Here is a 20,290-nt window from a genome sequence, read left to right as displayed (position 1 = left end):
GCCGGCGGCCGTTGACCCACGTCAAGGCCGCGTTACCGAGTCGTACGGACGCGGTTCCATGCGTCTACGCTTGGAGCAGGCGAAGCGCGCGAGGCCGATCGCGCGGGGGAGATCCAGATGCTTGCAATGATGTTCGACGGTACGACGCCGGAGTTGCGCGAGGCACACGTGCCGGACCCGCGGCCCGCGGCGGGCCAGCTGCTGATCGACGTGCATGCATGCGGCGTATGCCGTACCGATCTCCACGTCGTCGACGGTGATCTCGCGCATCCGAAGCTGCCGCTGATTCCGGGGCATGAAATCGTCGGGACGGTGCGCTCGCTGGGCGCGGGCGTGACGGGTTTCGCGGTCGGCGACCGGGTTGGCGTGCCGTGGCTCGGCCGGACCTGCGGGCATTGCGCGTATTGCGCCGCCGGGCGGGAGAATCTGTGCGACAGCCCCGGTTTCACCGGCTATACGATCGACGGCGGTTATGCCGAGCACACCGTCGCGGACCACCGTTATTGCGTGCATCTGCCGCAGCGCTACTCCGACCAGGAGGCCGCACCGCTGCTTTGCGCCGGGCTGATCGGCTACCGTACGTTGCGCATGGCCGGCGACGCACGGCGAATCGGGATCTACGGGTTCGGCGCGGCAGCGCATCTCGTCGCGCAGATCGCACACCATGAAGGACGCCGGGTGTTCGCGCTGACGAAATCCGGCGATACCGCCGCGCAGCAGCTTGCGCTGTCGCTGGGGGCGGCATGGGCGGGCGGCAGCGACGAATCGCCGCCCGAGACGCTCGACGCCGCGCTGATTTTCGCGCCGGTCGGCGCACTGGTGCCGGCGGCGCTGCGCGCAGTCGACAAGGGCGGGATCGTCGTGTGCGGCGGCATTCACATGAGCGACATCCCGGCTTTTCCGTACGCGTGGCTGTGGGGCGAGCGCCGCATCGCATCGGTGGCCAACCTGACGCGCGCGGACGCCGTCGCGTTCATGCGGATCGCCGACACGACGCCGCTGCGGGTCGAAGCAACGCGCTATGCGCTGACCGACGCGAACCGCGCGCTCTCGGACCTGCGCACGGGGCATCTGTCGGGTGCCGCCGTGCTCGACACACGCGGCTGAACCGCGCGACGTGCGAGCGGTTCAGCCGCGGCGTCAGATGCGCGCGAGCCCTTCCGAATCGACGATGCGGATCTGCTTGCCCTGCGCCGCGACGAGCCCTTTCTGCTGGAACTTCGACAGCATGCGGCTGACCGTCTCGAGTTTCATGCCGAGATACTCGCCGATCTCGTCGCGGGTCATCCGCAGCACGAACTCCGCGGCCGAGTAACCGCGCGCCTTGAAACGCGTGGAGAGATTCAGCAGGAACGCGGCCACGCGCTGTTCCGCGCTCATCGTACCGAGCAGCAGCATCAGCGCGGACTCGCGAACGATCTCGCCGCTCATCATCTGGTAGACGTGGTGCTGCATCGTCCGTACTTCGCGGCAGATCTGTTCGAGCTGGCCGAACGGAATGATGCAGACGGTGCTGTCTTCGAGCGCGATCGCATCGCCGTTGTGATGGCCGGTGTGCACGCCGTCCAGCCCGAGCGATTCGCCGACGATCTGGAAGCCGGTTACCTGCTCGTCGCCGTCGCGATGCATGACGACGGTCTTGAACGATCCGGTTCTCACCGCGTAGATGCTGTTGAACGTATCGCCGGCCCGATACAGGGTGTCGCCACGCTTGATGTGACGCGTCGTGCAGATCATCGCGTCGACCCGCACGAAATCGTCGGGGGTCAGCTCCTGTGGCAGGCAAACGGCGCGCAGCGCGCACGACGAACAACGGGACGACGCGCGCTTCGGCTGGTCCGACCGCTCGACGGGGTGCAACGGAATAAAGGGGCGCGACTGCGGCGGCATCGATACTTCGGCATGGCTCTGCATGATCTGCTCCGGTTTGTTGGGCGGCGGCGAATCGCGTGGGCACGGTTGCGCTGGCCGCTACGGGCGGCGTGAAATTCCGCCGCCTTCATCAAGGACGTGCCGCATCGGGGTGCGGGACGACGATGCAGTCGATGCAGGACTGCGCCGCCGGCCGCGCCGGGAGGCACGCGTGTTTGTTTTTCTTGACCGGGAGTATGGACAGCCGGACGCGCGAATGAAATCAGCGGAAATGGAAGATTAAGTAGGCGTTGAAGAAGGGCTGTAGGGCAATTCCTACAAACGTGCGGCAGCTTGTCGCGCTCAGAGTTCGTCCGTGTCGTCGAACAGCTTGTGGCGTACGGCGTAACGCACGAGCGCCGCATCGTTCGGCATCTGCATTTTCTCGAGGATGCGAGTCTTGTAGGTGCTCACGGTCTTGACGCTGACGCACAGCGCCTGCGCGATTTCGGAGATCGATTCGCCGCAGGTCATGCGCCGGAACACGTCGAACTCGCGATCGGACAAGCGCTGGTGCGGCTGCAGTTCCGCCGGCTCGTTGAGGCTTTGCGCGAACTGCTCCGCCATCGCGAGGCTGACGTAGACGCCGCCGGATGCGATCTTGGTCAGCGCGGCCACCAGCTCCGCGCTCGCGCTTTCCTTGGTTATGTAGCCGGACGCGCCGGCGCGGAACGCACGCACCGCATATTGCTGTTCGGCATGCATCGTCAGCACGAGGATATGCAGGGCCGGCTGTTCGTCCTTGATCTGCCGGATCAGTTCGATGCCGTTGCGGCCGGGCATCGACAGATCGAGCACCAGCACGTGTGCAGGGGTGCCGCGGACCAGCGCAACGGTCGAAGCGCTGTCGCACGCCTCGCCCGCGACCTCGAAACCGTTGCCGTTCTGCAGGATGTGCCGCAGGCCGTCCCGGACAAGCGCGTGGTCGTCGGCGATGAGTACCCTGATCATGCGACATGCCCCTTGCCGGATCGCGTGGAACGGCTGCGCGGCGGCGATCGTTGACCCTGCCCCGATTCGAACATCCCGATCGTCCGGCGTCTGGCCGCGGTCATGATGACCGCCTTCGATATCCGGACGCCGTTCCGGCAAATGCGCGTGCGTGCGTCGATCCGCCGTTGTGGACGTTGAATGGAATTGTGCGCGTTTTGCAGGTGTTCGCCAATCGACGCACATGCACCGGGCCGCCGTGCCTGGCGCGAGGCCCGCTTGATCGGTGTCAACGGGCCGGGCTGCGGCGGGCCCAGACTGAAGATCCCGATCCGGCCGGAACGGGATGGAGAAACCGGGAGGCGCCATGTATGAACGGATCTTCGCCGCGCTCGACGACAGTCGCGGTGCGCGGCTCGCGCTCGACGAGGCGATAACGCTCGCCCGCGCGTCGGGCGGCCTCGTGGTCGCCGTGTGCGTCGTGTCGGATACGCCGCCGCTGACGACTATCGGCAGCGCTTATGTCGATCGGATCGCCCCGGGCGGGGTAGATGCAGACCGCGCAGCGGTGGCGGTCGCCGATGCCGAAACCGCATTCCGGCTGTGCGGGGTGCGCGGCACCGCGCAAACGATCGACGCGTGCGGCGAGAGCGTGCCGTCGGTGCTGGCGCGCGCGGCCGCCGACTGCGATGCCGACCTGATCGTGATGGGCACCCACGGCCGGCGCGGTGTTCGCAGGGCGTTGCTCGGCAGCGTCGCCGAGTCGCTGCTACGCACCGCGGACCGGCCTGTGCTGCTGGTCCGCGACGATCCGGGCGCGGCGTGACCGGCCAGGAAGACGGGGCGGCCGACCGAGGCCGCCCCGTTCGCGTTCATGCTCAGTGCGACAGCAGCACCGGCACCGTCATGGTTTCGAGGATCGTGCGCGTCGCGCCGCCGAGTACCCGCTCGTGCATCCGGGTATGGCTGTACAGGCCCATCACGATCAGGTCCGCGTGAAGGTCGGTGGCCCGGTTCAGCAGCGTCGCGCCGACGCCGACCGTGCCTGGGCGTGCCGTCGTCGAGAACGATGCGCGGATGCCGTGGCGCTCCAGGTACGCGGCGACGTCCACGCCTGCCGGCGTCTTGTCCGGATCGGGTTGCCCGTGGCTGACCGTTTCGACGTTGACGAAGCGTGCACGCGCGAGCAGCGGCAGCGCGTCGGCCATCGCGCGCGCGGCTTCGCGCCCGCCGTCCCAGCCGATCAGCACGTTCTCGCCGAGCGTGCGCACGTCGCCCGCGTACGGCACGACGAGCGCCGGACGGCCGCTGCCCATCACGACGTCCTCGATGAAATGGCGCGCGACGTACGTCAGGCGGTCGTCGGGATCCTCCTGGCCGAGCACGAGCAGGTCGGCATGACGCGCATGCAGGATCGCGGCGTCGGTCGCGGCGCCGGCGGGCGCCTGCCATTCGACGCTGCGCCCCGCGCGCTCGGCGGTTTCGAGGAATTTCTCCTCCGCGTCCTTGCGCCGCTGTTCGCACAGGCGCTCGTATACCGCGAGCTTGAGCGGCTCGTCGGGCCGCCGCAACGGTTCGAAGAGATCCTGGCAGACCACGTAGAGGCCGATCAGGTGCGCGTTCCAGCGTCCCGCGAGTTCGAGTGCCAGTTCGACGCGCGTCGCGCAACGATCGCTATCGTCGAGATGGACGAGCAGGGTCTTGTAGCTCATGACGGCTCCTTTTCGGTCGATGCAGCGGCAGGCGCCGCGGCGGGTGCCGGCGCGCAACTTGCCGGAATCATCAGAACGGGGCACGCGGCGTAGCGCAGCACGCGCTCGGCGACGCTGCCCAGGACGAGGCGGCTGAAGCCGCGCCGGCCGTGGGTGCCCATCACGATCAGGTCGGCGCCGGCTTCCTTCGCGACGATCAGGATCCGCTGCGCGACGTCTTCGCCGGCCGGCTCGACATTGGCGATCCGCGGCGTGCCGGTGACGCCGCGCGCAGCCATGCGCTTCGCCGCGTCGTCGGTGACACGCAGCCCTTCCTCGCGGAACGCGTCGATCAGGATCGACGGATCGTAGCCGTACATGTCGTAGGCCGGCACCAGGAAATCGACGACGTAGACGGGCGTGAGCCGCGCGCCCGATTCCGACGCAAGCGTCAGTGCGGCGTCGAGCGCGCGGGACGACGTTTCGCTGCCGTCGAGCGCGACCAGGATGTTCGAGTACATGGCGGTTCCCTCTGAACGCGTGTCAACGATTTCATCATCGTCGCACGCGCGTCGATCGCGCTGATCTGGATCAAGCGGCGCCGTCGCTTCGCAGCAGCCGCACCGCATCGCGTGCCGCGATCCACGCTTCGTTGGTCGGCTCGACGACGACCGTCACCGCGCTTGCCGCCGACGAGATCACCCGCGCATGGGCGGCGTTGGCCGAAGCATCGATGTCGACGCCGAGCCAGCCGAGCGATGCGCAGATCCGCTGGCGCAATGCGGCCGAATGTTCGCCGATGCCGGCCGTGAACACGAGCATGTCGAGGCCGCCGAGCACGGCGGCCAGCGCCCCGGCTTCGCGCACGATGCGGTGGACGTACAGCGCCAGCGCCTCGCGCGCCGGCGTGTCGCCGTCCGCCTCGCGGGCGAGGAGCACGCGCGGATCGCCGGACGCACCCGAGACGCCCTTGAGCCCCGACTCGTGATACAGGATCCGGCCGAGCGCGTCGCGCGACAGGTGCTCGACGTCGAGCAGGTGCAGCACGACGCCGGGATCGAGCGTCCCGCACCGGGTACTCATCATCAGGCCGTCGAGCGCCGAAAAGCCCATCGTCGTCGCGACGCTGCGCAGCTCGCGCAGCGCGCACAGGCTCGCGCCGCTGCCGAGGTGCGCGGCGATCACGCGGCCCCGCGCCCGCGCGCCGAACGATTCGTCGAGCGCGACGGCCAGGTATTCGTATGACAGTCCGTGAAAACCATAGCGGCGCACGCCCTTGTCGAACCACACGTGGGGCAGCGGCAGCAACTGCTCGGTGCGCGGCAGCGTGCGATGAAACGCGGTATCGAATACGGCGACCTGCGGAATCGTCGGAAACGCAGCGCGCAGGACGTCGATCGCGTCCAGGCTGTGCGGCTGGTGCAGCGGCGCGAGCGGTGTCAGCGTCCGCAATGCATTCAGAACCGCGTCGTCGATCCGCACCGGTTCCTGGTAACGCGCGCCGCCGTGCACGACCCGGTGCGCGACGGCGCCCAGCGCGACATGCGGCAGTTGCTCGCGGATCCACAGCGCGATCTGCGACAGGACGGCGCGATAGGGGTCGCCCGGCGCCGCCGGCAATACGCGCGCCGGCTCGGCGTCGAAGCGGATCGACATGCCGTTGCCGGTATCGACCGCTTCGCCTTCGTGCAGCGGCCGGCGCGCGGGATCGTCGTGCGGCGGATACGCGAACACCGCGAACTTGACGCTCGACGAACCGGTATTGACGACGAGCAGCGCGAGCGTACGCATCGGCGCGCTCGGCTCAGTGCGACATCAGTACCGGCAGCGTCATCGACGCCAGCACGGTGCGTGTGGCGCCGCCCATCAGCAGTTCGTGCCAGCGCGGATGGCCGTACGCGCCCATCACGAGCAGATCGCTGCCCGTTTCGTACGCGCGCGACAGCAGCGTGTCGCCGACGGACCCGCCGGCGCCGCTATCGATGTCGAGCACGTTGACGTCCGGCGCGTGGCGCGCAAGCATCAGCGCGGCATCCGCGGCCGGAACGCGAGTGGTCGCCGCTTCCGAATCGCCGGCGACCACCGCGACGACCGTCGTGCGTTTCGCGTGCTCGAGAAACGGCAGCGCGTCGTGCGCGGCGCGCGTGGCCTCGCGGCTGCCGTCCCACGCCACCAGCGCGCGTTCGCCGATCGACGGGAATTCCCCGGCATACGGCACGAACAGCACCGGACGCCCCGCCGACATCACGAGCGTTTCCGGAAACTGGTCGTCGATATAGGTTTCGGGATCGTTCGGATCGCTCTGGCCCGCGATCACGAGATCCGCGAGACGCGCGAGACGCGGCACCGCGACGTTGGCGCGCTCATCGGCGCGAATCCAGGCCGCCGATACGCCGGCCCGTGCCGTTTCGGCATGAAACAGCCGCTCGAGCGCGGCGAGACGTTCGTCGCGCTGGTCGCGCTGCTCGCGAAAGTAATCGGCGGAACCGGCCATCACGTAGAACGAAGTCGGCTCCGGTGTGTAGATCGCGAACACCCCGGTCAGGTGCGCCTTGAAGCGCCGCGCGAGACGCAACGCAAGCTCGAGGCGCGAATGCGCGCGAACGCTCGTGTCGAGATGCACGACCATGCTCTTGTAGCTCATCTGGATCGCTCCATCGACGGTGTATCCGCCATTGCAATTCAGTCTACGAAGCGGGCTTCCCGCGCGCTTGACGCAGATCAACGGCCGCCGTGCCGCACAGCCGCACAGTGAGGCGGTCGCGGCCGGTACCGGGCAGGCGGCGCGAAATGGGTGCAGACCCGGGGGCACCCCGGCGGCAGCCTGGGTGCAGGCCCTTCGACCGAATCGACAGAGGGAAGACGATGACCACCGACGCTTTGACGACACCGAACGGCGCGTGCCGGGCAGCCTGCGACATCGCACTGCGCCTGTTCGCGCTGAATCGCGACTGGCAGCACGAATGGCATGCGCTGACGGGTCGGCGCATCGAGCGGGATCGCGACGCGGCGCGGCAGTTGCAGCAGGCGCTCGCGGACACGCGGGAATGGGCTGAGTTCGGCGCGGCGGCACAACGCGTGATGCGCGATTACGCGCTCGCGAGCGCCACGATCTGGCAGGACACCGTCGAATGGGGCATGCGCACGCAATACGAGGGGGCGGGTGTCTGGCGCACCTGGCTGCGCGAATACGGCGCGGACATGCTGTCGCGCGGCCAGACCGACTGGCTGCCCGACGTGAGCCGGCTGGCCGTGGTCAACGAGGCGAGCATGCCGTGGCACGAATGGATGGCGGCGTTCGGACGCGGCATGACCGACATGGCCGGCGCGAATGCGACCCGGGAGCACGATCATGTGCGCTGATCGCGTCGCATTCGTGACGGGCGGCACGGGCGGCCTGGGCGCCGCGATCAGCCGTCGCCTGCATGCCGCGGGCATGACCGTCGCCGTGTCGCACACGGAGCACAACGACCATATCGCGACCTGGCTGGCGCACGAACGCGAGGCAGGGCGCACCTTCCATGGGTTCGAGGTCGACGTCGCCGACTACGACTCGTGCCAGCACTGCGCGGCGCGCGTGCTCGCGCAGTTCGGGCATGTCGACGTGCTCGTCAACAACGCCGGCATCACGCGCGACGCCAGCTTCGTGAAGATGACCAAGAGCATGTGGGACGCGGTGCTGCGCACCAATCTCGACAGCATGTTCAACATGACGAAGCCGTTCGTGCCCGGCATGATCGAAGCCGGCTTCGGCCGCATCGTCAACGTCGGCTCGGTGAACGGCTCGAGAGGCGCGTACGGGCAGGCCAACTATGCGGCCGCCAAGGCGGGCATTCACGGTTTCACGAAGTCGCTCGCGCTCGAACTCGCGCGACACGGCGTGACGGTCAACACGGTGTCGCCCGGCTACCTCGCGACCGCGATGGTCGAGTCGGTGCCGAAGGACGTGCTCGACACGAAGATCCTGCCGCAGATTCCGCTGGGGCGCCTCGGCAATCCCGACGAGATCGCCGCGCTGGTCGCGTGGCTGTGCTCGGACGCGGGCGCATTCGCGACCGGCGCGGAATTCGATGTCAACGGCGGCATGCACATGCGATGAATGATTCCGTCATCCGCGTGCCGGTCACGCGCCGTCCGGCTGCCGACGCCGGTGAGCTCGCGCAGGCCCCGCGTCCGTGCGCGGGCGCGCGGCCCGACGTGTCGCCGGCCGAACAATGGGATCGCGCGGCGCGGGCGAGCCTGGCCGCGATGACACTCGGCCTGTCGCCCGTGTCGCTGGCGCTGGCCATGATCGACTGGGGCGCGCATCTCGCCGTGTCGCCCGGAAAGTGCTTCGAACTGGCGTGGCAGGCGTGGCTCGCGGCCGGTCCGTTGCCGGCGGCGAACCGCACGCCCGACGACACGGACGAGGACGGGCTGACGGTGCATGCCGGGCAGGCCGATCCGCGTTTCGCCGCACCGGCGTGGTCGAACTGGCCGTTTTGCGCGTATCGCGACGGCTTCCTGTCGATCCAGCGCTGGTGGCGCGATGCGACGCACGGCGTGCGAGGCGTCGGGCGGCATCACGAGGCACTCGTCGGGTTCGCCGCGCGGCAATGGCTCGACGCCTGCTCGCCGGGCAATTTCATCGCGACCAATCCGGTCGTGCTCGACGCGACGATACGCAGCGGCGGCGCCAATCTCGCGGCCGGCGCGCGGCACTGGCTCGACGATCTCGGCGCGCTGATCGATCGTGCCGGCGGCGCCCGTCCGCGCGAGGCGCGGGCCTATCTGCCCGGGCACGACGTCGCGATCACGCCGGGCCGCGTCGTATGGCGCAACGCGCTGTGCGAATTGCTGCAGTACGAACCGACGACGGCCGGCGTCGCACGCGAGCCGATCCTGATCGTGCCGTCGTGGATCATGAAGTACTACATCCTCGACCTGCAGCCGCACAATTCGCTGATCCGCTTCCTGGTCGACGCGGGCTACACCGTGTTCGCGATCTCGTGGCGCAATCCGGGCGCGGAGTCGCGCGATCTCGGCCTCGACGATTACCTGCGCGACGGCTGCCTCGCCGCGCTCGACACCGTTCGCGAGCGGTGCGGCGAAGCCGTCCACGCGGTCGGGTACTGCCTCGGCGGCACGCTGCTGGCGATCGGCGCGGCGGCGCTCGCGCGCGACGGGCGGCAGCACGACACGTTGCGTTCCGTCACGCTGCTGGCGGCCCAGACCGATTTCAGCGAACCCGGCGAACTCGGCCTGTTCGTCGACGCGAGCGAACTGTCCGCGCTCGACGCGCTGATGTGGCGGCAAGGCTACCTGGACGGCTCGCAGATGTCCGCCGCGTTCGAGCTGCTGAATGCGCGCGACCTGATCTGGTCGCGCATGATGAGCGAGTACCTGCTCGGCAAGCGCACGAAGCCGAACGACCTGATGTCGTGGAACGCGGACGGCACGCGCATGCCGTACCGCATGCACACCGAATACCTGACGCGGCTGTTCCTCCACAACGACCTCGCGGCCGGCCGCTACTGCGTCGACGGCCGGCCGGTCGCGCTGTCGGATATCGACGTGCCGATGTTCGTGGTCGGGACCGAGCGCGATCACGTGTCGCCGTGGCGCTCCGTCTACAAGCTCCACCTGCTCACGCACAACGCGCTGACTTTCGTGCTGACCTCGGGCGGCCATAACGCAGGCATCGTGTCGGAACCCGGCCATCCGGGCCGCCACTATCGCTGCGCGAGCCGCGAACCGGGCGCGCCTTACCGCAGCCGCTACGACTTCGTGAACGAAACGCGCGCCGTCGACGGGTCGTGGTGGACGTGCTGGCGCGACTGGTTGCGCGCGCACGCGTCGGTCGACGTGCCGGCCCGCACGCCGGACGCCGGCCTGGGGGCGGCGCCCGGCACTTACGTGCTCGAAACATGAAGAACGTGACCGGCGGCGCCCTCGATCGCGCGAATGACGGGGTTTGCCTGCCGGGCCTGCTGTCGCCGCCGGGCGGGGGATTGCCCGCGCTGATCGCGCGTGCGCGGGGCATGCCGCCGCTTGCCGTCGCCGTCGTCCATCCGTGCGATGCGGCAAGCCTGACCGCGCTCGCCGCGCTCCACGATTCGCCGCTGGGTGCGTCGATCGCGCCGCTCATCGTCGCGCCGCGCGCGAAGGTGCAGCGCGCGGCGGCCGAAGCGGGCATCGATCTCGCCCGCTGGCCGATCGAGGACGTGCCGCACAGCCATGCGGCGGCGAGCCGGGCCGTCGAACTCGCGGCGGCCGGCCGCGTCGGTGCGCTGATGAAGGGCAGCCTGCACACCGACGAACTGATGGGCGCGGTCGTCGCGGCGGGGTCGGGCCTGCGCACCGACAAGCGCATCTCCCATTGCTTCCTGATCGAGACGCCGGCCTATCCGCGCCCGTTCCTGCTGACCGACGCGGCAATCAACATCGCGCCGGACCTCTCGCAGAAGGCGGCGATCACGCAGAACGCGATCGACGTCGCGCACGCGCTGGGCGTTGCGTGCCCGCGAGTCGCCGTGCTGTGCGCGGTCGAGACCGTCAATCCGGCGATGCGCTCGACGCTCGATGCGGCCGCGCTGGCCAAGATGGCCGAACGCGGCCAGATCGCGGGCGCCATCGTCGACGGCCCGCTCGCGTTCGACAACGCGGTGTCGCTGCGCGCCGCGCTCGACAAGGGCATCGATTCGCCGGTCGCGGGCCGCGCGGACATCCTGGTCGTGCCCGACATCGAGGCCGGCAACATGCTCGCCAAGCAGCTCGAATACCTGGGCGGCGCCGCCAGCGCGGGCGTCGTCGTGGGCGCGCGCGTGCCGATCGTGCTGACGAGCCGCGCCGACAGCGTCGCCGTCCGGGTCGCCTCCTGCGCATTGGCCGCGCTGCTGGCGCACGCCGGCCATGCGCCGCTTGAACCGTTTGAACCGCTTGCGCCAGGCGACGCACGCGACGCCGGCCCGCAGCGCGCACGCCGGGCTTGAGCAACGCAGGAACATCCCTTTCGACGGAGATAACGCAATGAAAGCACTCGTATACCAGGGGCCTCGGCGCAAGGCGCTCGAACGGCGGCCGATGCCCGAACTGCAGGCGCCGACCGACGCGATCGTCCGCGTGACGCGCACGACGATCTGCGGTACCGACCTGCACATCCTGAAGGGCGATGTGCCGTCGTGCGAGCCCGGCCGCGTGCTCGGCCACGAGGGCGTGGGGATCATCGAGCAGGTCGGCGCGGCGGTCGACACGCTGCAGCCGGGCGATCACGTGCTGATCTCGTGCATCACGTCGTGCGGCCGGTGTGAATACTGCCGGCGTGGCCTGTACTCGCATTGCACGACGGGCGGCTGGATCCTCGGCAACCGGATCGACGGCACGCAGGCCGAGTACGTGCGCATTCCGCACGCACCGACGAGCCTGTACCGGCTTCCGCCCGGCGCGGACGAGGATGCGCTCGTGATGCTGTCCGATATCCTGCCCACCGGATTCGAATGCGGCGTGCTGAACGGCAAGGTGCAGCCGGGCTGTACGGTCGCGATCGTCGGAGCGGGCCCGATCGGGCTGGCGGCGTTGCTGACCGCGCAGTTTTACTCGCCCGCGCAGATCATCATGATCGACCCGGACCGCAACCGGCTCGACGTCGCGCGGCGCTTCGGCGCGACCGACTGCTTCGACGGCGCCAGTGGCGACCCTGTCGCGGACGTGATGAAGCTGACCGACGGCGTCGGCGTCGATTGCGCGATCGAGGCGGTCGGGATTCCGGCGACGTTCGAGATGTGCACGTCGCTCGTCGCGCCGGGCGGCGTCGTCGCGAACGTCGGCGTGCACGGCGTGAAGGCCGACCTGCATCTCGAGAAGCTGTGGGATCGCAACATCGCGATCACGACCCGGCTCGTCGATACGGTCAGCACGCCGATGCTGCTGAAGACCGTGCGCGCGGGGCGGCTCGATCCGAAGCGTCTGATCACGCACCGTTTTTCGCTCGACGACATCGAGCGCGCGTACGACACGTTCGGCCGCGCCGCGGAAACGCATGCGCTGAAGGTCATCATCGAAGTGGCGTGATGGCGGCGCGCGGCGCGGCGGGAGCGGGCGCCCGTCGCGACGGATGACGGGACACGTGCGGCGTTCGTGCGCCGCGCGTTGCCGTCAGGATGACTGCGCCGCCGGTTCGCGCGTGTCGTCGCGCTCGGCTTCGTCGAGATCGACAGTCTGCCCGTAGGTCGGCACCTCGCACGGCCAGTGCAGGGTTTCGGCGATGCGCCGCCGCAACGCATCGGCCGCCGCCGGCTCGCCGTGCGTGACGAAGGTCCGGAACGGCGCACGCTGCATCGTGCCGAGCCACCGCAGGATTTCCTCGTAGTCGGCATGCGCGGACAGCGACGAGATCGACTCGACCCGCGCACGCACGCGCACGTACTCCCCGTGAATCTTCAGCGTCGGCTCATGAGCCGCCAGCGCCGCGCCGCGCGTGCCCGCGGCCTGGTAGCCCACCAGCGCGATCGTGTTGCGCGGATCGGGCGCATAGCGGGTCAGGTGATGCAGCACGCGTCCGCCCGTCGCCATGCCGCTTCCCGCAATGATGACCATCGGCCCCTGGTGGCTGGCGATCGCCTTCGACTGATCGACCGTGCGGATCATCGTCGCCGCGTGGCCGAGCGCGTTCGCTTCCGACAAGGTCAGCCGGTGCTCGAGGACGTGGTGGCGATAGATCTCCGTCACGTCCGTCGCCATCGGGCTGTCGAGAAACACCGGCACGCGCGCCATGCGGCCGGCCGCCTTCAGGCGCGCGATGTAGTGCAGGATCTCCTGCGCGCGGCCGACGGTGAAGCACGGGATCACCACCACGCCGCCGCGCGAGAAGGTGTTTTCGAACAGCTCCGCCAGCTCGGTCTCGGGGTCCGATGCCGGATGCAGCCGGTCGCCGTACGTCGATTCGACGACCAGGTAATCCGCATGCGCCGGCGGCGTCGGCGGCTGCATGATCGGGTCGTGATAGCGGCCGAGATCGCCGGAGAACGCCAGTACCTTGTGATCCCAGTGCATGACGACGCTGGCCGCGCCGAGGATGTGACCGGCCGGCAGCAGCCGGAACGACAGGCTGCCGCCCAGTGAGACGCATTCGTCGAATGCGGCTGGTTTCATCAGGTGCAGCGCGCGTTGCGCGTCGTCGGTCGTGTAGAGCGGCTGGGCCGGGTGGTGCTTCGAATAGCCGTGCCGGTTCGCGAAATCGGCTTCTTCCTCCTGCAACCGCGCGCTGTCGCGCAGCATGATGTCGCAGAGTTCGGCCGTGGCCTGCGTGCAGTACACCGGGCCGCGAAACCCGTCGCGCGCGAGCACCGGCAGGTAGCCGGTGTGGTCGAGGTGCGCATGCGTGAGGACCACCGCATCCAGCGTGTCGGGCGCGATCGGCAGCGGGTTCCAGTTGCGCAGCCGCAGGTTCTTCGTGCCCTGGAACAGGCCGCAATCGACCAGGATGCGCCGGTCGCGATGCTCGACCAGATACTTCGATCCGGTCACGGTTTCGGTCGCACCGAGAAATGTCAGCTTCATGGCTTGCCTCGCCGGGAGTTGTGTCGTTCGGTGTTCCGATTACATCGCGTGTGCAGGCAATCGCGTTGATGGAAGTCAGGGATTGCCGTATCCGCGTGCGCGACGGTGGCGATTCGACGGACGAACGGCGGCGAGCGGCCGGCCGGCGCGCGGGGCGTTCCGTTTCGCGGGCTTGATGCCGGTCAACGTGCGTGCCCGACGTCGGTACGATAGTGGTTGCATCCGCGATGACGGCGCCGCGGCCCGGCAATCCGGGCTCCCGCCTCGCGCGAGGTGAGATGCGTGTCGGTACGACGAGATTTTCAGGACGAAACCCATCATGACGCTGATCGCGAATCTGGACGGCGCGCGGGCCGGCTACCGGCTGTGCTTCGTCCGCCGCCCGTGGGCGTGGTTCACCTGCCTGCCGCTTGACGAGCAATGCGGCGAAGGCTGGGCGGACGTACCGTATCAGGACTTTGCGAAACCGCCTTACAGCGATTCGCGCAACCAGCTGCTGCGGGTCGCGTTCGACGCACCGCGCCTGCTGGCGCCCGAGACGGGGCTGCATGCGCATGCATGCAGCGTCGAGCAGATCAACCGCGGGGCCGCGCCCTGGCTGCGCAGCGAGGATTTCGTCGACGGCACGACGCTCGTCGTGCCGGGCTGGATCACGCTCGGCGCGTTCGTCGAGCGGATCGAGGCGGCCGGTGGCACCGTATACGCGCCGCTCGGCTGGGCCGAACTGCCGCCATGGCGCCGGCCCGACGTCGCGGCGCCCGCGGGCTGAACCGCCGCCGTGCTGCGTCAGCCGGCTTCCCCCCAGCCACCGCCGAGCGCGACGTAGAACGCGACCGTATCCTGCAGCCGCTGCGCCACGGCCTGCAGCCACGCGAGGCGCGCCTGATGGTATTGCGTGTCGGCGACGAGCAGCGGGATGTAGCCGGTGATGCCGCCGTCGTAGCCGGCCTGCGTGAGCGTCAGTGCGTCGCGAGCCGCCGCCATCGCGCGCGTCTGCGCATCGAGCGCCGCCGCATCGTTCGCCAGCGCACGCAGCGTGTCGGCGACCTGCGAAAACGCCGACAGCACGACCTGCCGATACGCGGCGTCCGCTTCGTCATACGCGTCCTGTGCGGCGCGCCGCTGGTTCAACAGCGTCCCGCCATGAAACAGCGGCGCGGTGAGCCCCGCGCCGACGCTCCACACGCGTCCGGCCGGAGCGAACAAGCGGCCGGCGACGACGCTGTCGAATCCGCTCGACGCAGACAGCGTGATGCTCGGGTACTGCGCCGCCGTCGCCACGCCGACCTGCGCGCTGGCGACATGCAATTGCGCTTGCGCCTGCAGGATGTCCGGCCGCCGCCGCACCAGCGACGACGGCGCCGTGTCCGGCAGGTTCTCGGGCAGCGCGATCGCGTCGAGCGACACGTCGGGTGCCGCCCCGTCGGCAGGGTAGCGGCCCGCCAGCAGCGCGAGCAAGTCGTCGGCCTGGCCGCGCTTCTGTTCGAGCGCGGGCAGCGTCGCCTCGAGCGACGCCCGCTGCGCTTCCAGCGTCAGCACCGCGACATAGGCGGTCGTGCCCGCCGTCACCTGCGCGCGCGTGAGGCGAATCTGCTCGTCGAACAAGCCGATCATTTCGCGCGTCGCGGCAGCCTCGTCGCGATACGCGGCACGCGCGATCATCGTATTGACGACGTTCGCCGTCAGCATCAGGTACGCGCCGGCGAGCGCCTGGCGCTGCGCATCGACATCGGCGGCCAGCGCCTCGACCTGGCGCCGTTCGCCGCCCCACAGGTCGAGCGTGTAGCTGACCGTCGCGGACAGCGTGTACAGGTTGAAGATCGTCGCCGGCAGCGCCTGGCCGGTGCGCAGCGGCGCATAACGTTGGCGCGACGCGCCGGCCTGCGCGTCCGCCTGCGGGAAAAAGATCCCTTCGCCGGCCCGCAGCGCGTGCTCGCTGCGCCGCAGCGTCGCCTGCGCGCCCGCGAGCGTCGGGCTGCCGGTCAGTGCTTCGTCGACGGCCGAATCGATCGCGCGGCTGCCGAAGCGCGTCCACCAGTCGCGCGTGAGCGGTTCGCCGGCCGACAGCGCCTGCGTCTGGCCGCCGCCGGCCCAGGTGCCGGCCGCAGCGGCTGCGTCGTCGGGCGGCATGAACCGCGCCACGCGCGGGGCGGGCGGGGGCACGAAGGTCGGCCCGACCGTGCATCCGGCCAGCAGCGCCGCGACGGCGAGCGTGCCCGTCGCGCGCCGCGCCCGGTTATTTGCCGGCCACGTAGACATCGACGATCTGCCCGGGAAACAGCCGGACATCCTTGTTCGGCACGATACGGAAGATGATCGGCAGCACGCGCACGTCGACGCGTTCGGTGCGCTGGTCGGACAGTTCGATCTTCGGCGTCACGTACGGCTGGACGCGCACGAACTGGAGATCGGCCTCGACCGACGTGCCGCGCACGAACATGTGCGCCTTCAGCGCGTGCAGGTCGGGCAACTGGTGGATCAGGATCTCGTCGATATAACAACGCACCTGCAGGCGGTCGCTCGGCGTGCCGAGCACGACGACCGGCGAATTGCCCTGCGCGTAGGTGTCGTATAGCCCTTGCGACGTCAGGTAGGAGCCGACCGCCGCGTTCATCGCGAGCACCATCCCGTCGGCCGGCGCGCGCAGCGTGTAGCGCGCGAGCAGCGCGGCGGCCGCATCCGCGGCGCGCCGCAGCGCGACCACCTGCGCTTCCTGGTTGAGCACGTCGTAGCGCCAGGCACCGGCTTTCGTCAGTCGAAACTGACGCGTGACGACATCGAGGTTCGCGGCGGCGACGCGCACGCCGTTCGCAGCGGTGTCGAGCGCGTCGCGGCTGACGGCTTTCGGATCGATGTCGTATGCATGGCGCTGCTTGTCGTACTGGTCCTGCGCGAGCTTGAGGCTGGCCTGGGCGGCCGCCGCCTGCGCGCTGGCGACGTCGAGCACCTCGCGGCGCGGCTGCGCCTTCAGTTCGTCGAGCAGCGCGGCGGCCGCGGCGGCCTGCGCGGCGAGCTGCGCGGCGGTCGCACGCTGCACCGAGTCGTCGATCGTCAGCAGCGGATCGCCGGCCTTCACCGGGTCGCCGTCATGCACCATCACGCGTGTCACGGCGCCCGATACGTCCGGATACACGTTCACGTTCGCGCCCGCGGGCTGCTCGCTTTCGACGATGCCGTTCGCGTAGACGCCGCGCGCATACGGGTTCGCGGCCGGCTTGAATACCGGCGGCTGCGGCGGTTCCTGGCGGCTGTACAGCCAGGCGGCGGTGACGCTCGCGAGAAAGCCGAGCAGGGCGGCCGCGAACACGAACTTGTGCTTCATCGCGCGCCTCCGCGGTCGATGCCGTTCAGCCTGCCGTCTTCCATCCGCAGGATGCGATCCGCGTACTCGAAGATCCGCGCGTCGTGCGTGACGATCACGATGCAGCGCGTGTCGTTCAGCACCTTGTGCTTGACGAAGTCGATGATCATGCGCCCGGTGTCGCCGTCGAGCGATGCGGTCGGCTCGTCGAGAATCAGCAGGTCGGGCTGGCTGACGATCGCGCGTGCGATCGCGACGCGTTGCTGCTCGCCGCCGGACAGCTTGACGGGCGGCAGCTGCGCGCGGTTTTTCAGCCCGACCACGTCGAGGTAGACGAGCGCTTCCTTCATCGCGTCGTCCCACGGCCGACGTTTCAGGATCAGCGGGATCGCGACGTTCTCCGCCGTCGTGAGCTTCGGAAACAGGTGATAGTCCTGGAACACGAAGCCGATCCGGTTCAGCCGAAAATCGGCGATCGCGTCGTTCGGCTGCGTCCACAGGTCGACCCCGTCGATCGATACCGAGCCGCCTTCCGGCCGCAGGATCCCGGAGATCACGCTGAGCAGTGTCGTCTTGCCGCTGCCGGACGGCCCGACGATCAGCAGCATTTCGCCGAAGCGCGCCTGCATCGACACCTCGCGCAGTGCCTGCGTGCGGGCGTCGCCTTCGCCGAACCACTTGCTGACGCCGCGCGCGTCGATCGCGATGCCTGCCATCGTCAGCCCCGGAAGATGTCGAACGGCTCGATGCGCAGCACGCGCCGCACGCCGAGATAGCTCGAGATCGTCGCGATCACGACCACCATGCCGAACGCGAGCGCGAGGTTGCCGTACGTGACGAGCGCCGCATAGTCGGGGATCCGCAGCTTCGCGAGACTGATCAGCAGCACGCACAGGCCGACACCGATCCCGTAGCCGGTGAGCGCGGTGAAGGTCGCCTGGAACAGGATCATCGCGACGAGCTCGTGGCTCTTCGCGCCGATCGCCTTCAGCGCGCCGAATTTGTCCAGGTTCTCGAGGATGAACGCGTAGAAGGTCTGCCCGGAAATCGACAGCCCGATGATGAAGCTGATGATCGTCATCAGCATGATGTTGGTGCCGAGGCCCGTCTTGTATTTGTAGAAGCGGGAGATCTGCGCGATGAATTCGTCGCGGGTATACGCGAGGTAGCCGAGCGAGTGGACGACCGCCTTGATGTGTGCGATGTCCGCATCCGACTTCGGCTCGACGAGGATGTACGACGTCGTGAAGCGCGGCGATGGAATGTACTGGATCGCACGCGCGTATGTCGTGTACAGCGTGGGCGTGCCGAACAGCCCGCTCGCCGCGACCTTCGCGATGCCGACGATCACGCCGCGATGGTCGTTCAGTTCGAAATCGGTGCCGATCGACGGATTCTCGAGCTTGGGAAACTCCGGATCCTGGATCGCGATGAAGCCGTTCTCCGCGTAGATGTCCTCGATACGGCCCTTCAGCATCGTCGGGCGCCCCAGCAGGCTCGCGTCGTCGAGGCCGACGACCGTCACCGCCTGGTAGGTGCCGGAGCGCAGCCTGACGAGCGCCGCGCCGGAGTAGAGCGGCACCGCATACTTGACGCCGTCGATGCTGCGCACCGCGTCGAGCACGTAGCCGGGCATGCCGATGCTGTTCGCGATCGTCTGCACGGCCGGGTCCATCACCCACACCTTCGCGCCGATGTTGATGACGGACGCCGACGACTTGTTCAGGATGCCGGCGAACAGCGACGTCATCTCGATCATCAGCAGTACCGAAAACGTGATGCCGACGGTCAGCGCGGTGAATTTCGCGCTGTCGTTGACGAGCAGCTTGAAGGCAAGGCGGAGGATGCCGTTCATGGTGTCGGATGCCGCGAGGCCCGAAGCGTCACGGTCGGTCGTTGACGGTGGGGTTCAGCAGCGCGACGAACGCGAGGATGCTCGAGACCAGCGCGACGATCGCATAGCGAAGGATCTGCCCGTCGTCGAACAGCAGCGCGTGCACCACGCCGGCGAGCGAAGCGAGCGTGATGAACACGCAGAGCGTCGCAAGAACGATCCGGTATTGCTTGCGAATCATGACGGTCTCCCGGGAAGCGGCCCGCGGCCGCATGCGCTCGGTCTTGCGGATTCGATCCGCCCATGTCGCCAGGGCTTGCGCAAGGTCAGGCTTCATGATCGCGTCGCGGGCGCTGGCGCGATTGATCTGCATCAACGGACAAATCGGCAGGCCACGCTAAACGGCACATTGCCGCGACGAGTTCCGATGCCGGGAGCTTGCGCGGGGCATCGCCACGTGCAGCTTGCCGGCCATGACGGTGGCGACCAGCATCACGGCGACCGCTATCCCGTGCGCCGGGTTGCGCAGACAGGCTTCTACCTGTTCGCTGCGCGCCGCGCCGAACAGGCACCACCGGCAGAAGTGTTCGCAGTTGTTCGTGAGCAGCCGGTAACGGCATTCGCCGAGGCGCGACGCCGCGCGGCGGGCGACTTCCGATCCGCTGTACGCGGCGGCCGCATGCCGGATGATCGCCAGTTCGAAACCGGCCGCGAAGCGGTCGATGGAGATGATTTCGACCGGGCCGCCGCTGAGCCGGCGCGACAGCCCCGCGTAATGGATCACCTGGCCGTCGCCGATGTAGATCCCGTGATGCGCATAACCTGGGCGCCGGGTCATGAGGTGCGCGCCGACGGGCCATTCGTTGCGAGCCGCGGTGCTGCCGGATTGCGCTGAAGTCGGGTTGCTCATTGGCTTCTCCTGAATCCCGCGGCGCAGGCCGGCCCGGAGCCGGCCCCGGCATGGCGGAATGCGCCGCCCGGCCGCTGAATACGTGACGCCTTGTCACGCTTTCAGTATTGGCAGCGAGGCGGGATGCGGCAATCAGCGAGGTCTGAACTTGTTGTCCGACGTACGGCCATGATGTC

At 68.8% G+C, this 20,290-nt stretch carries 21 protein-coding genes; 8 read left to right on the top strand and 13 right to left on the bottom strand.

Features of this window, described 5'->3' with window-relative positions; all coding sequences use genetic code 11:
• The first annotated feature begins 117 nt into the window (after positions 1-117).
• Positions 118-1,107 carry a zinc-dependent alcohol dehydrogenase family protein gene (locus tag OEJ37_RS27740; RefSeq protein WP_263347536.1) on the top strand — a complete coding sequence of 330 codons (990 nt, stop codon included), beginning with the start codon at positions 118-120 and terminating at the stop codon, positions 1,105-1,107.
• Positions 1,108-1,140: 33 nt separating this feature from the next.
• Here the strand turns inward: OEJ37_RS27740 and fnr are convergent, their stop codons facing one another.
• Positions 1,141-1,914, bottom strand: a complete 774-nt coding sequence (fnr, locus tag OEJ37_RS27735; protein ID WP_174418909.1) for a fumarate/nitrate reduction transcriptional regulator Fnr — start codon at positions 1,912-1,914, stop codon at positions 1,141-1,143.
• Positions 1,915-2,214: 300 nt separating this feature from the next.
• The gene (locus OEJ37_RS27730) at positions 2,215-2,862 is read right to left on the bottom strand and encodes a response regulator transcription factor (RefSeq protein WP_175920550.1); all 648 of its coding nucleotides are present in this window, start codon (positions 2,860-2,862) and stop codon (positions 2,215-2,217) included.
• Between the two features lie 346 nt (positions 2,863-3,208).
• Here OEJ37_RS27730 and OEJ37_RS27725 point away from each other — a divergent pair, with 346 nt between their 5' ends.
• Entirely contained in the window at positions 3,209-3,667 is a 459-nt protein-coding gene (locus OEJ37_RS27725; protein ID WP_175920514.1) for a universal stress protein, read from the top strand.
• 52 nt (positions 3,668-3,719) lie between these two features.
• On the opposite strand, the gene OEJ37_RS27720 is transcribed toward OEJ37_RS27725, so the two are convergent.
• The 4 genes from OEJ37_RS27720 to OEJ37_RS27705 all read right to left on the bottom strand — a co-directional run bounded on the left by OEJ37_RS27720 (position 3,720) and on the right by OEJ37_RS27705 (position 7,176).
• Positions 3,720-4,553: a universal stress protein gene (locus OEJ37_RS27720; protein ID WP_263347532.1), complete on the bottom strand. Its 834-nt coding sequence runs from the start codon at positions 4,551-4,553 to the stop codon at positions 3,720-3,722.
• Positions 4,550-5,053: a universal stress protein gene (locus OEJ37_RS27715; protein ID WP_175920516.1), complete on the bottom strand. Its 504-nt coding sequence runs from the start codon at positions 5,051-5,053 to the stop codon at positions 4,550-4,552. The genes OEJ37_RS27720 and OEJ37_RS27715 overlap by 4 nt, the downstream gene beginning before the upstream one ends.
• Before the next feature lie 70 nt (positions 5,054-5,123).
• A complete protein-coding gene (locus OEJ37_RS27710) occupies positions 5,124-6,323 on the bottom strand; it encodes an acetate/propionate family kinase (protein WP_263347529.1) in 1,200 nt (399 codons plus the stop codon).
• 13 nt (positions 6,324-6,336) lie between these two features.
• A complete protein-coding gene (locus OEJ37_RS27705) occupies positions 6,337-7,176 on the bottom strand; it encodes a universal stress protein (RefSeq protein ID WP_174418905.1) in 840 nt (279 codons plus the stop codon).
• A gap of 221 nt (positions 7,177-7,397) precedes the next feature.
• On the opposite strand from OEJ37_RS27705, the gene OEJ37_RS27700 reads away from it, so the two are divergent.
• The 5 genes from OEJ37_RS27700 to OEJ37_RS27680 are packed head-to-tail and all read left to right on the top strand — an operon-like array spanning position 7,398 to position 12,581.
• Positions 7,398-7,895 (top strand): hypothetical protein, encoded by a 498-nt coding sequence (locus tag OEJ37_RS27700; protein WP_174418904.1) that lies wholly within the window; start codon positions 7,398-7,400, stop codon positions 7,893-7,895.
• Positions 7,885-8,631, top strand: coding sequence for an acetoacetyl-CoA reductase (gene phbB / locus OEJ37_RS27695; RefSeq protein ID WP_174418903.1), 747 nt, complete (start codon positions 7,885-7,887; stop codon positions 8,629-8,631). Before OEJ37_RS27700 ends, phbB begins: the two co-directional genes overlap by 11 nt.
• Positions 8,628-10,442 (top strand): PHA/PHB synthase family protein, encoded by a 1,815-nt coding sequence (locus OEJ37_RS27690; RefSeq protein WP_263347525.1) that lies wholly within the window; start codon positions 8,628-8,630, stop codon positions 10,440-10,442. Before phbB ends, OEJ37_RS27690 begins: the two co-directional genes overlap by 4 nt.
• Entirely contained in the window at positions 10,439-11,503 is a 1,065-nt protein-coding gene (locus tag OEJ37_RS27685) for a bifunctional enoyl-CoA hydratase/phosphate acetyltransferase (RefSeq protein WP_263347522.1), read from the top strand. Before OEJ37_RS27690 ends, OEJ37_RS27685 begins: the two co-directional genes overlap by 4 nt.
• A gap of 37 nt (positions 11,504-11,540) precedes the next feature.
• Positions 11,541-12,581 carry a zinc-dependent alcohol dehydrogenase family protein gene (locus tag OEJ37_RS27680; RefSeq protein WP_174418900.1) on the top strand — a complete coding sequence of 347 codons (1,041 nt, stop codon included), beginning with the start codon at positions 11,541-11,543 and terminating at the stop codon, positions 12,579-12,581.
• An 84-nt stretch (positions 12,582-12,665) separates the two neighbouring features.
• On the opposite strand, the gene OEJ37_RS27675 is transcribed toward OEJ37_RS27680, so the two are convergent.
• Positions 12,666-14,069, bottom strand: a complete 1,404-nt coding sequence (locus OEJ37_RS27675; RefSeq protein WP_175920521.1) for an MBL fold metallo-hydrolase RNA specificity domain-containing protein — start codon at positions 14,067-14,069, stop codon at positions 12,666-12,668.
• Positions 14,070-14,388: 319 nt separating this feature from the next.
• Here OEJ37_RS27675 and OEJ37_RS27670 point away from each other — a divergent pair, with 319 nt between their 5' ends.
• On the top strand, positions 14,389-14,838 hold the full coding sequence (locus tag OEJ37_RS27670; protein ID WP_174418898.1) for a hypothetical protein: 450 nt from the start codon (positions 14,389-14,391) through the stop codon (positions 14,836-14,838).
• A 17-nt stretch (positions 14,839-14,855) separates the two neighbouring features.
• Here the strand turns inward: OEJ37_RS27670 and OEJ37_RS27665 are convergent, their stop codons facing one another.
• From OEJ37_RS27665 to OEJ37_RS27640, 6 genes are read right to left on the bottom strand one after another with little or no spacing between them, the layout of a single operon-like run.
• Entirely contained in the window at positions 14,856-16,328 is a 1,473-nt protein-coding gene (locus OEJ37_RS27665) for an efflux transporter outer membrane subunit (protein ID WP_263347514.1), read from the bottom strand.
• Positions 16,306-17,391, bottom strand: a complete 1,086-nt coding sequence (locus OEJ37_RS27660) for an HlyD family secretion protein (protein WP_263347509.1) — start codon at positions 17,389-17,391, stop codon at positions 16,306-16,308. The genes OEJ37_RS27665 and OEJ37_RS27660 overlap by 23 nt, the downstream gene beginning before the upstream one ends.
• Positions 17,388-18,092, bottom strand: coding sequence for an ABC transporter ATP-binding protein (locus OEJ37_RS27655; RefSeq protein ID WP_175920551.1), 705 nt, complete (start codon positions 18,090-18,092; stop codon positions 17,388-17,390). Before OEJ37_RS27655 ends, OEJ37_RS27660 begins: the two co-directional genes overlap by 4 nt.
• On the bottom strand, positions 18,089-19,225 hold the full coding sequence (locus tag OEJ37_RS27650) for an ABC transporter permease (RefSeq protein WP_174418895.1): 1,137 nt from the start codon (positions 19,223-19,225) through the stop codon (positions 18,089-18,091). Before OEJ37_RS27650 ends, OEJ37_RS27655 begins: the two co-directional genes overlap by 4 nt.
• Before the next feature lie 28 nt (positions 19,226-19,253).
• Complete coding sequence (locus tag OEJ37_RS35160) at positions 19,254-19,577, bottom strand: DUF2964 family protein (RefSeq protein WP_411859294.1); 324 nt, start codon at positions 19,575-19,577, stop codon at positions 19,254-19,256.
• 24 nt (positions 19,578-19,601) lie between these two features.
• On the bottom strand, positions 19,602-20,114 hold the full coding sequence (locus tag OEJ37_RS27640; protein WP_263347506.1) for a lecithin retinol acyltransferase family protein: 513 nt from the start codon (positions 20,112-20,114) through the stop codon (positions 19,602-19,604).
• Positions 20,115-20,290 lie beyond the last annotated feature (176 nt).

Origin of the sequence: Burkholderia sp. BKH01, assembly GCF_025685725.1 — a bacterium.
Lineage (GTDB): Bacteria > Pseudomonadota > Gammaproteobacteria > Burkholderiales > Burkholderiaceae > Burkholderia > Burkholderia pyrrocinia_C.
The sequence above is the reverse complement of the archived record's forward strand: the minus strand, read 5'-3'. Positions and strand labels throughout refer to the sequence as shown.

Bases quoted from the DNA above. Each gene is read 5' to 3' on its own strand.
- OEJ37_RS27720 (WP_263347532.1), bottom strand. From the start codon at position 4,553: ATGAGCTACAAGACCCTGCTCGTCCATCTCGACGATAGCGATCGTTGC.
- OEJ37_RS27650 (WP_174418895.1), bottom strand. From the start codon at position 19,225: ATGAACGGCATCCTCCGCCTTGCCTTCAAGCTGCTCGTCAACGACAGC.
- OEJ37_RS27665 (WP_263347514.1), bottom strand. From the start codon at position 16,328: ATGTCTACGTGGCCGGCAAATAACCGGGCGCGGCGCGCGACGGGCACG.
- OEJ37_RS27715 (WP_175920516.1), bottom strand. From the start codon at position 5,053: ATGTACTCGAACATCCTGGTCGCGCTCGACGGCAGCGAAACGTCGTCC.
- OEJ37_RS27640 (WP_263347506.1), bottom strand. From the start codon at position 20,114: ATGAGCAACCCGACTTCAGCGCAATCCGGCAGCACCGCGGCTCGCAAC.
- OEJ37_RS27685 (WP_263347522.1), top strand. From the start codon at position 10,439: ATGAAGAACGTGACCGGCGGCGCCCTCGATCGCGCGAATGACGGGGTT.
- OEJ37_RS27730 (WP_175920550.1), bottom strand. From the start codon at position 2,862: ATGATCAGGGTACTCATCGCCGACGACCACGCGCTTGTCCGGGACGGC.
- OEJ37_RS27700 (WP_174418904.1), top strand. From the start codon at position 7,398: ATGACCACCGACGCTTTGACGACACCGAACGGCGCGTGCCGGGCAGCC.
- OEJ37_RS27740 (WP_263347536.1), top strand. From the start codon at position 118: ATGCTTGCAATGATGTTCGACGGTACGACGCCGGAGTTGCGCGAGGCA.
- OEJ37_RS27710 (WP_263347529.1), bottom strand. From the start codon at position 6,323: ATGCGTACGCTCGCGCTGCTCGTCGTCAATACCGGTTCGTCGAGCGTC.
- OEJ37_RS27660 (WP_263347509.1), bottom strand. From the start codon at position 17,391: ATGAAGCACAAGTTCGTGTTCGCGGCCGCCCTGCTCGGCTTTCTCGCG.
- OEJ37_RS27680 (WP_174418900.1), top strand. From the start codon at position 11,541: ATGAAAGCACTCGTATACCAGGGGCCTCGGCGCAAGGCGCTCGAACGG.
- OEJ37_RS35160 (WP_411859294.1), bottom strand. From the start codon at position 19,577: ATGCAGATCAATCGCGCCAGCGCCCGCGACGCGATCATGAAGCCTGAC.
- OEJ37_RS27705 (WP_174418905.1), bottom strand. From the start codon at position 7,176: ATGAGCTACAAGAGCATGGTCGTGCATCTCGACACGAGCGTTCGCGCG.
- OEJ37_RS27690 (WP_263347525.1), top strand. From the start codon at position 8,628: ATGAATGATTCCGTCATCCGCGTGCCGGTCACGCGCCGTCCGGCTGCC.
- OEJ37_RS27675 (WP_175920521.1), bottom strand. From the start codon at position 14,069: ATGAAGCTGACATTTCTCGGTGCGACCGAAACCGTGACCGGATCGAAG.
- phbB (WP_174418903.1), top strand. From the start codon at position 7,885: ATGTGCGCTGATCGCGTCGCATTCGTGACGGGCGGCACGGGCGGCCTG.
- OEJ37_RS27725 (WP_175920514.1), top strand. From the start codon at position 3,209: ATGTATGAACGGATCTTCGCCGCGCTCGACGACAGTCGCGGTGCGCGG.
- fnr (WP_174418909.1), bottom strand. From the start codon at position 1,914: ATGCAGAGCCATGCCGAAGTATCGATGCCGCCGCAGTCGCGCCCCTTT.
- OEJ37_RS27670 (WP_174418898.1), top strand. From the start codon at position 14,389: ATGACGCTGATCGCGAATCTGGACGGCGCGCGGGCCGGCTACCGGCTG.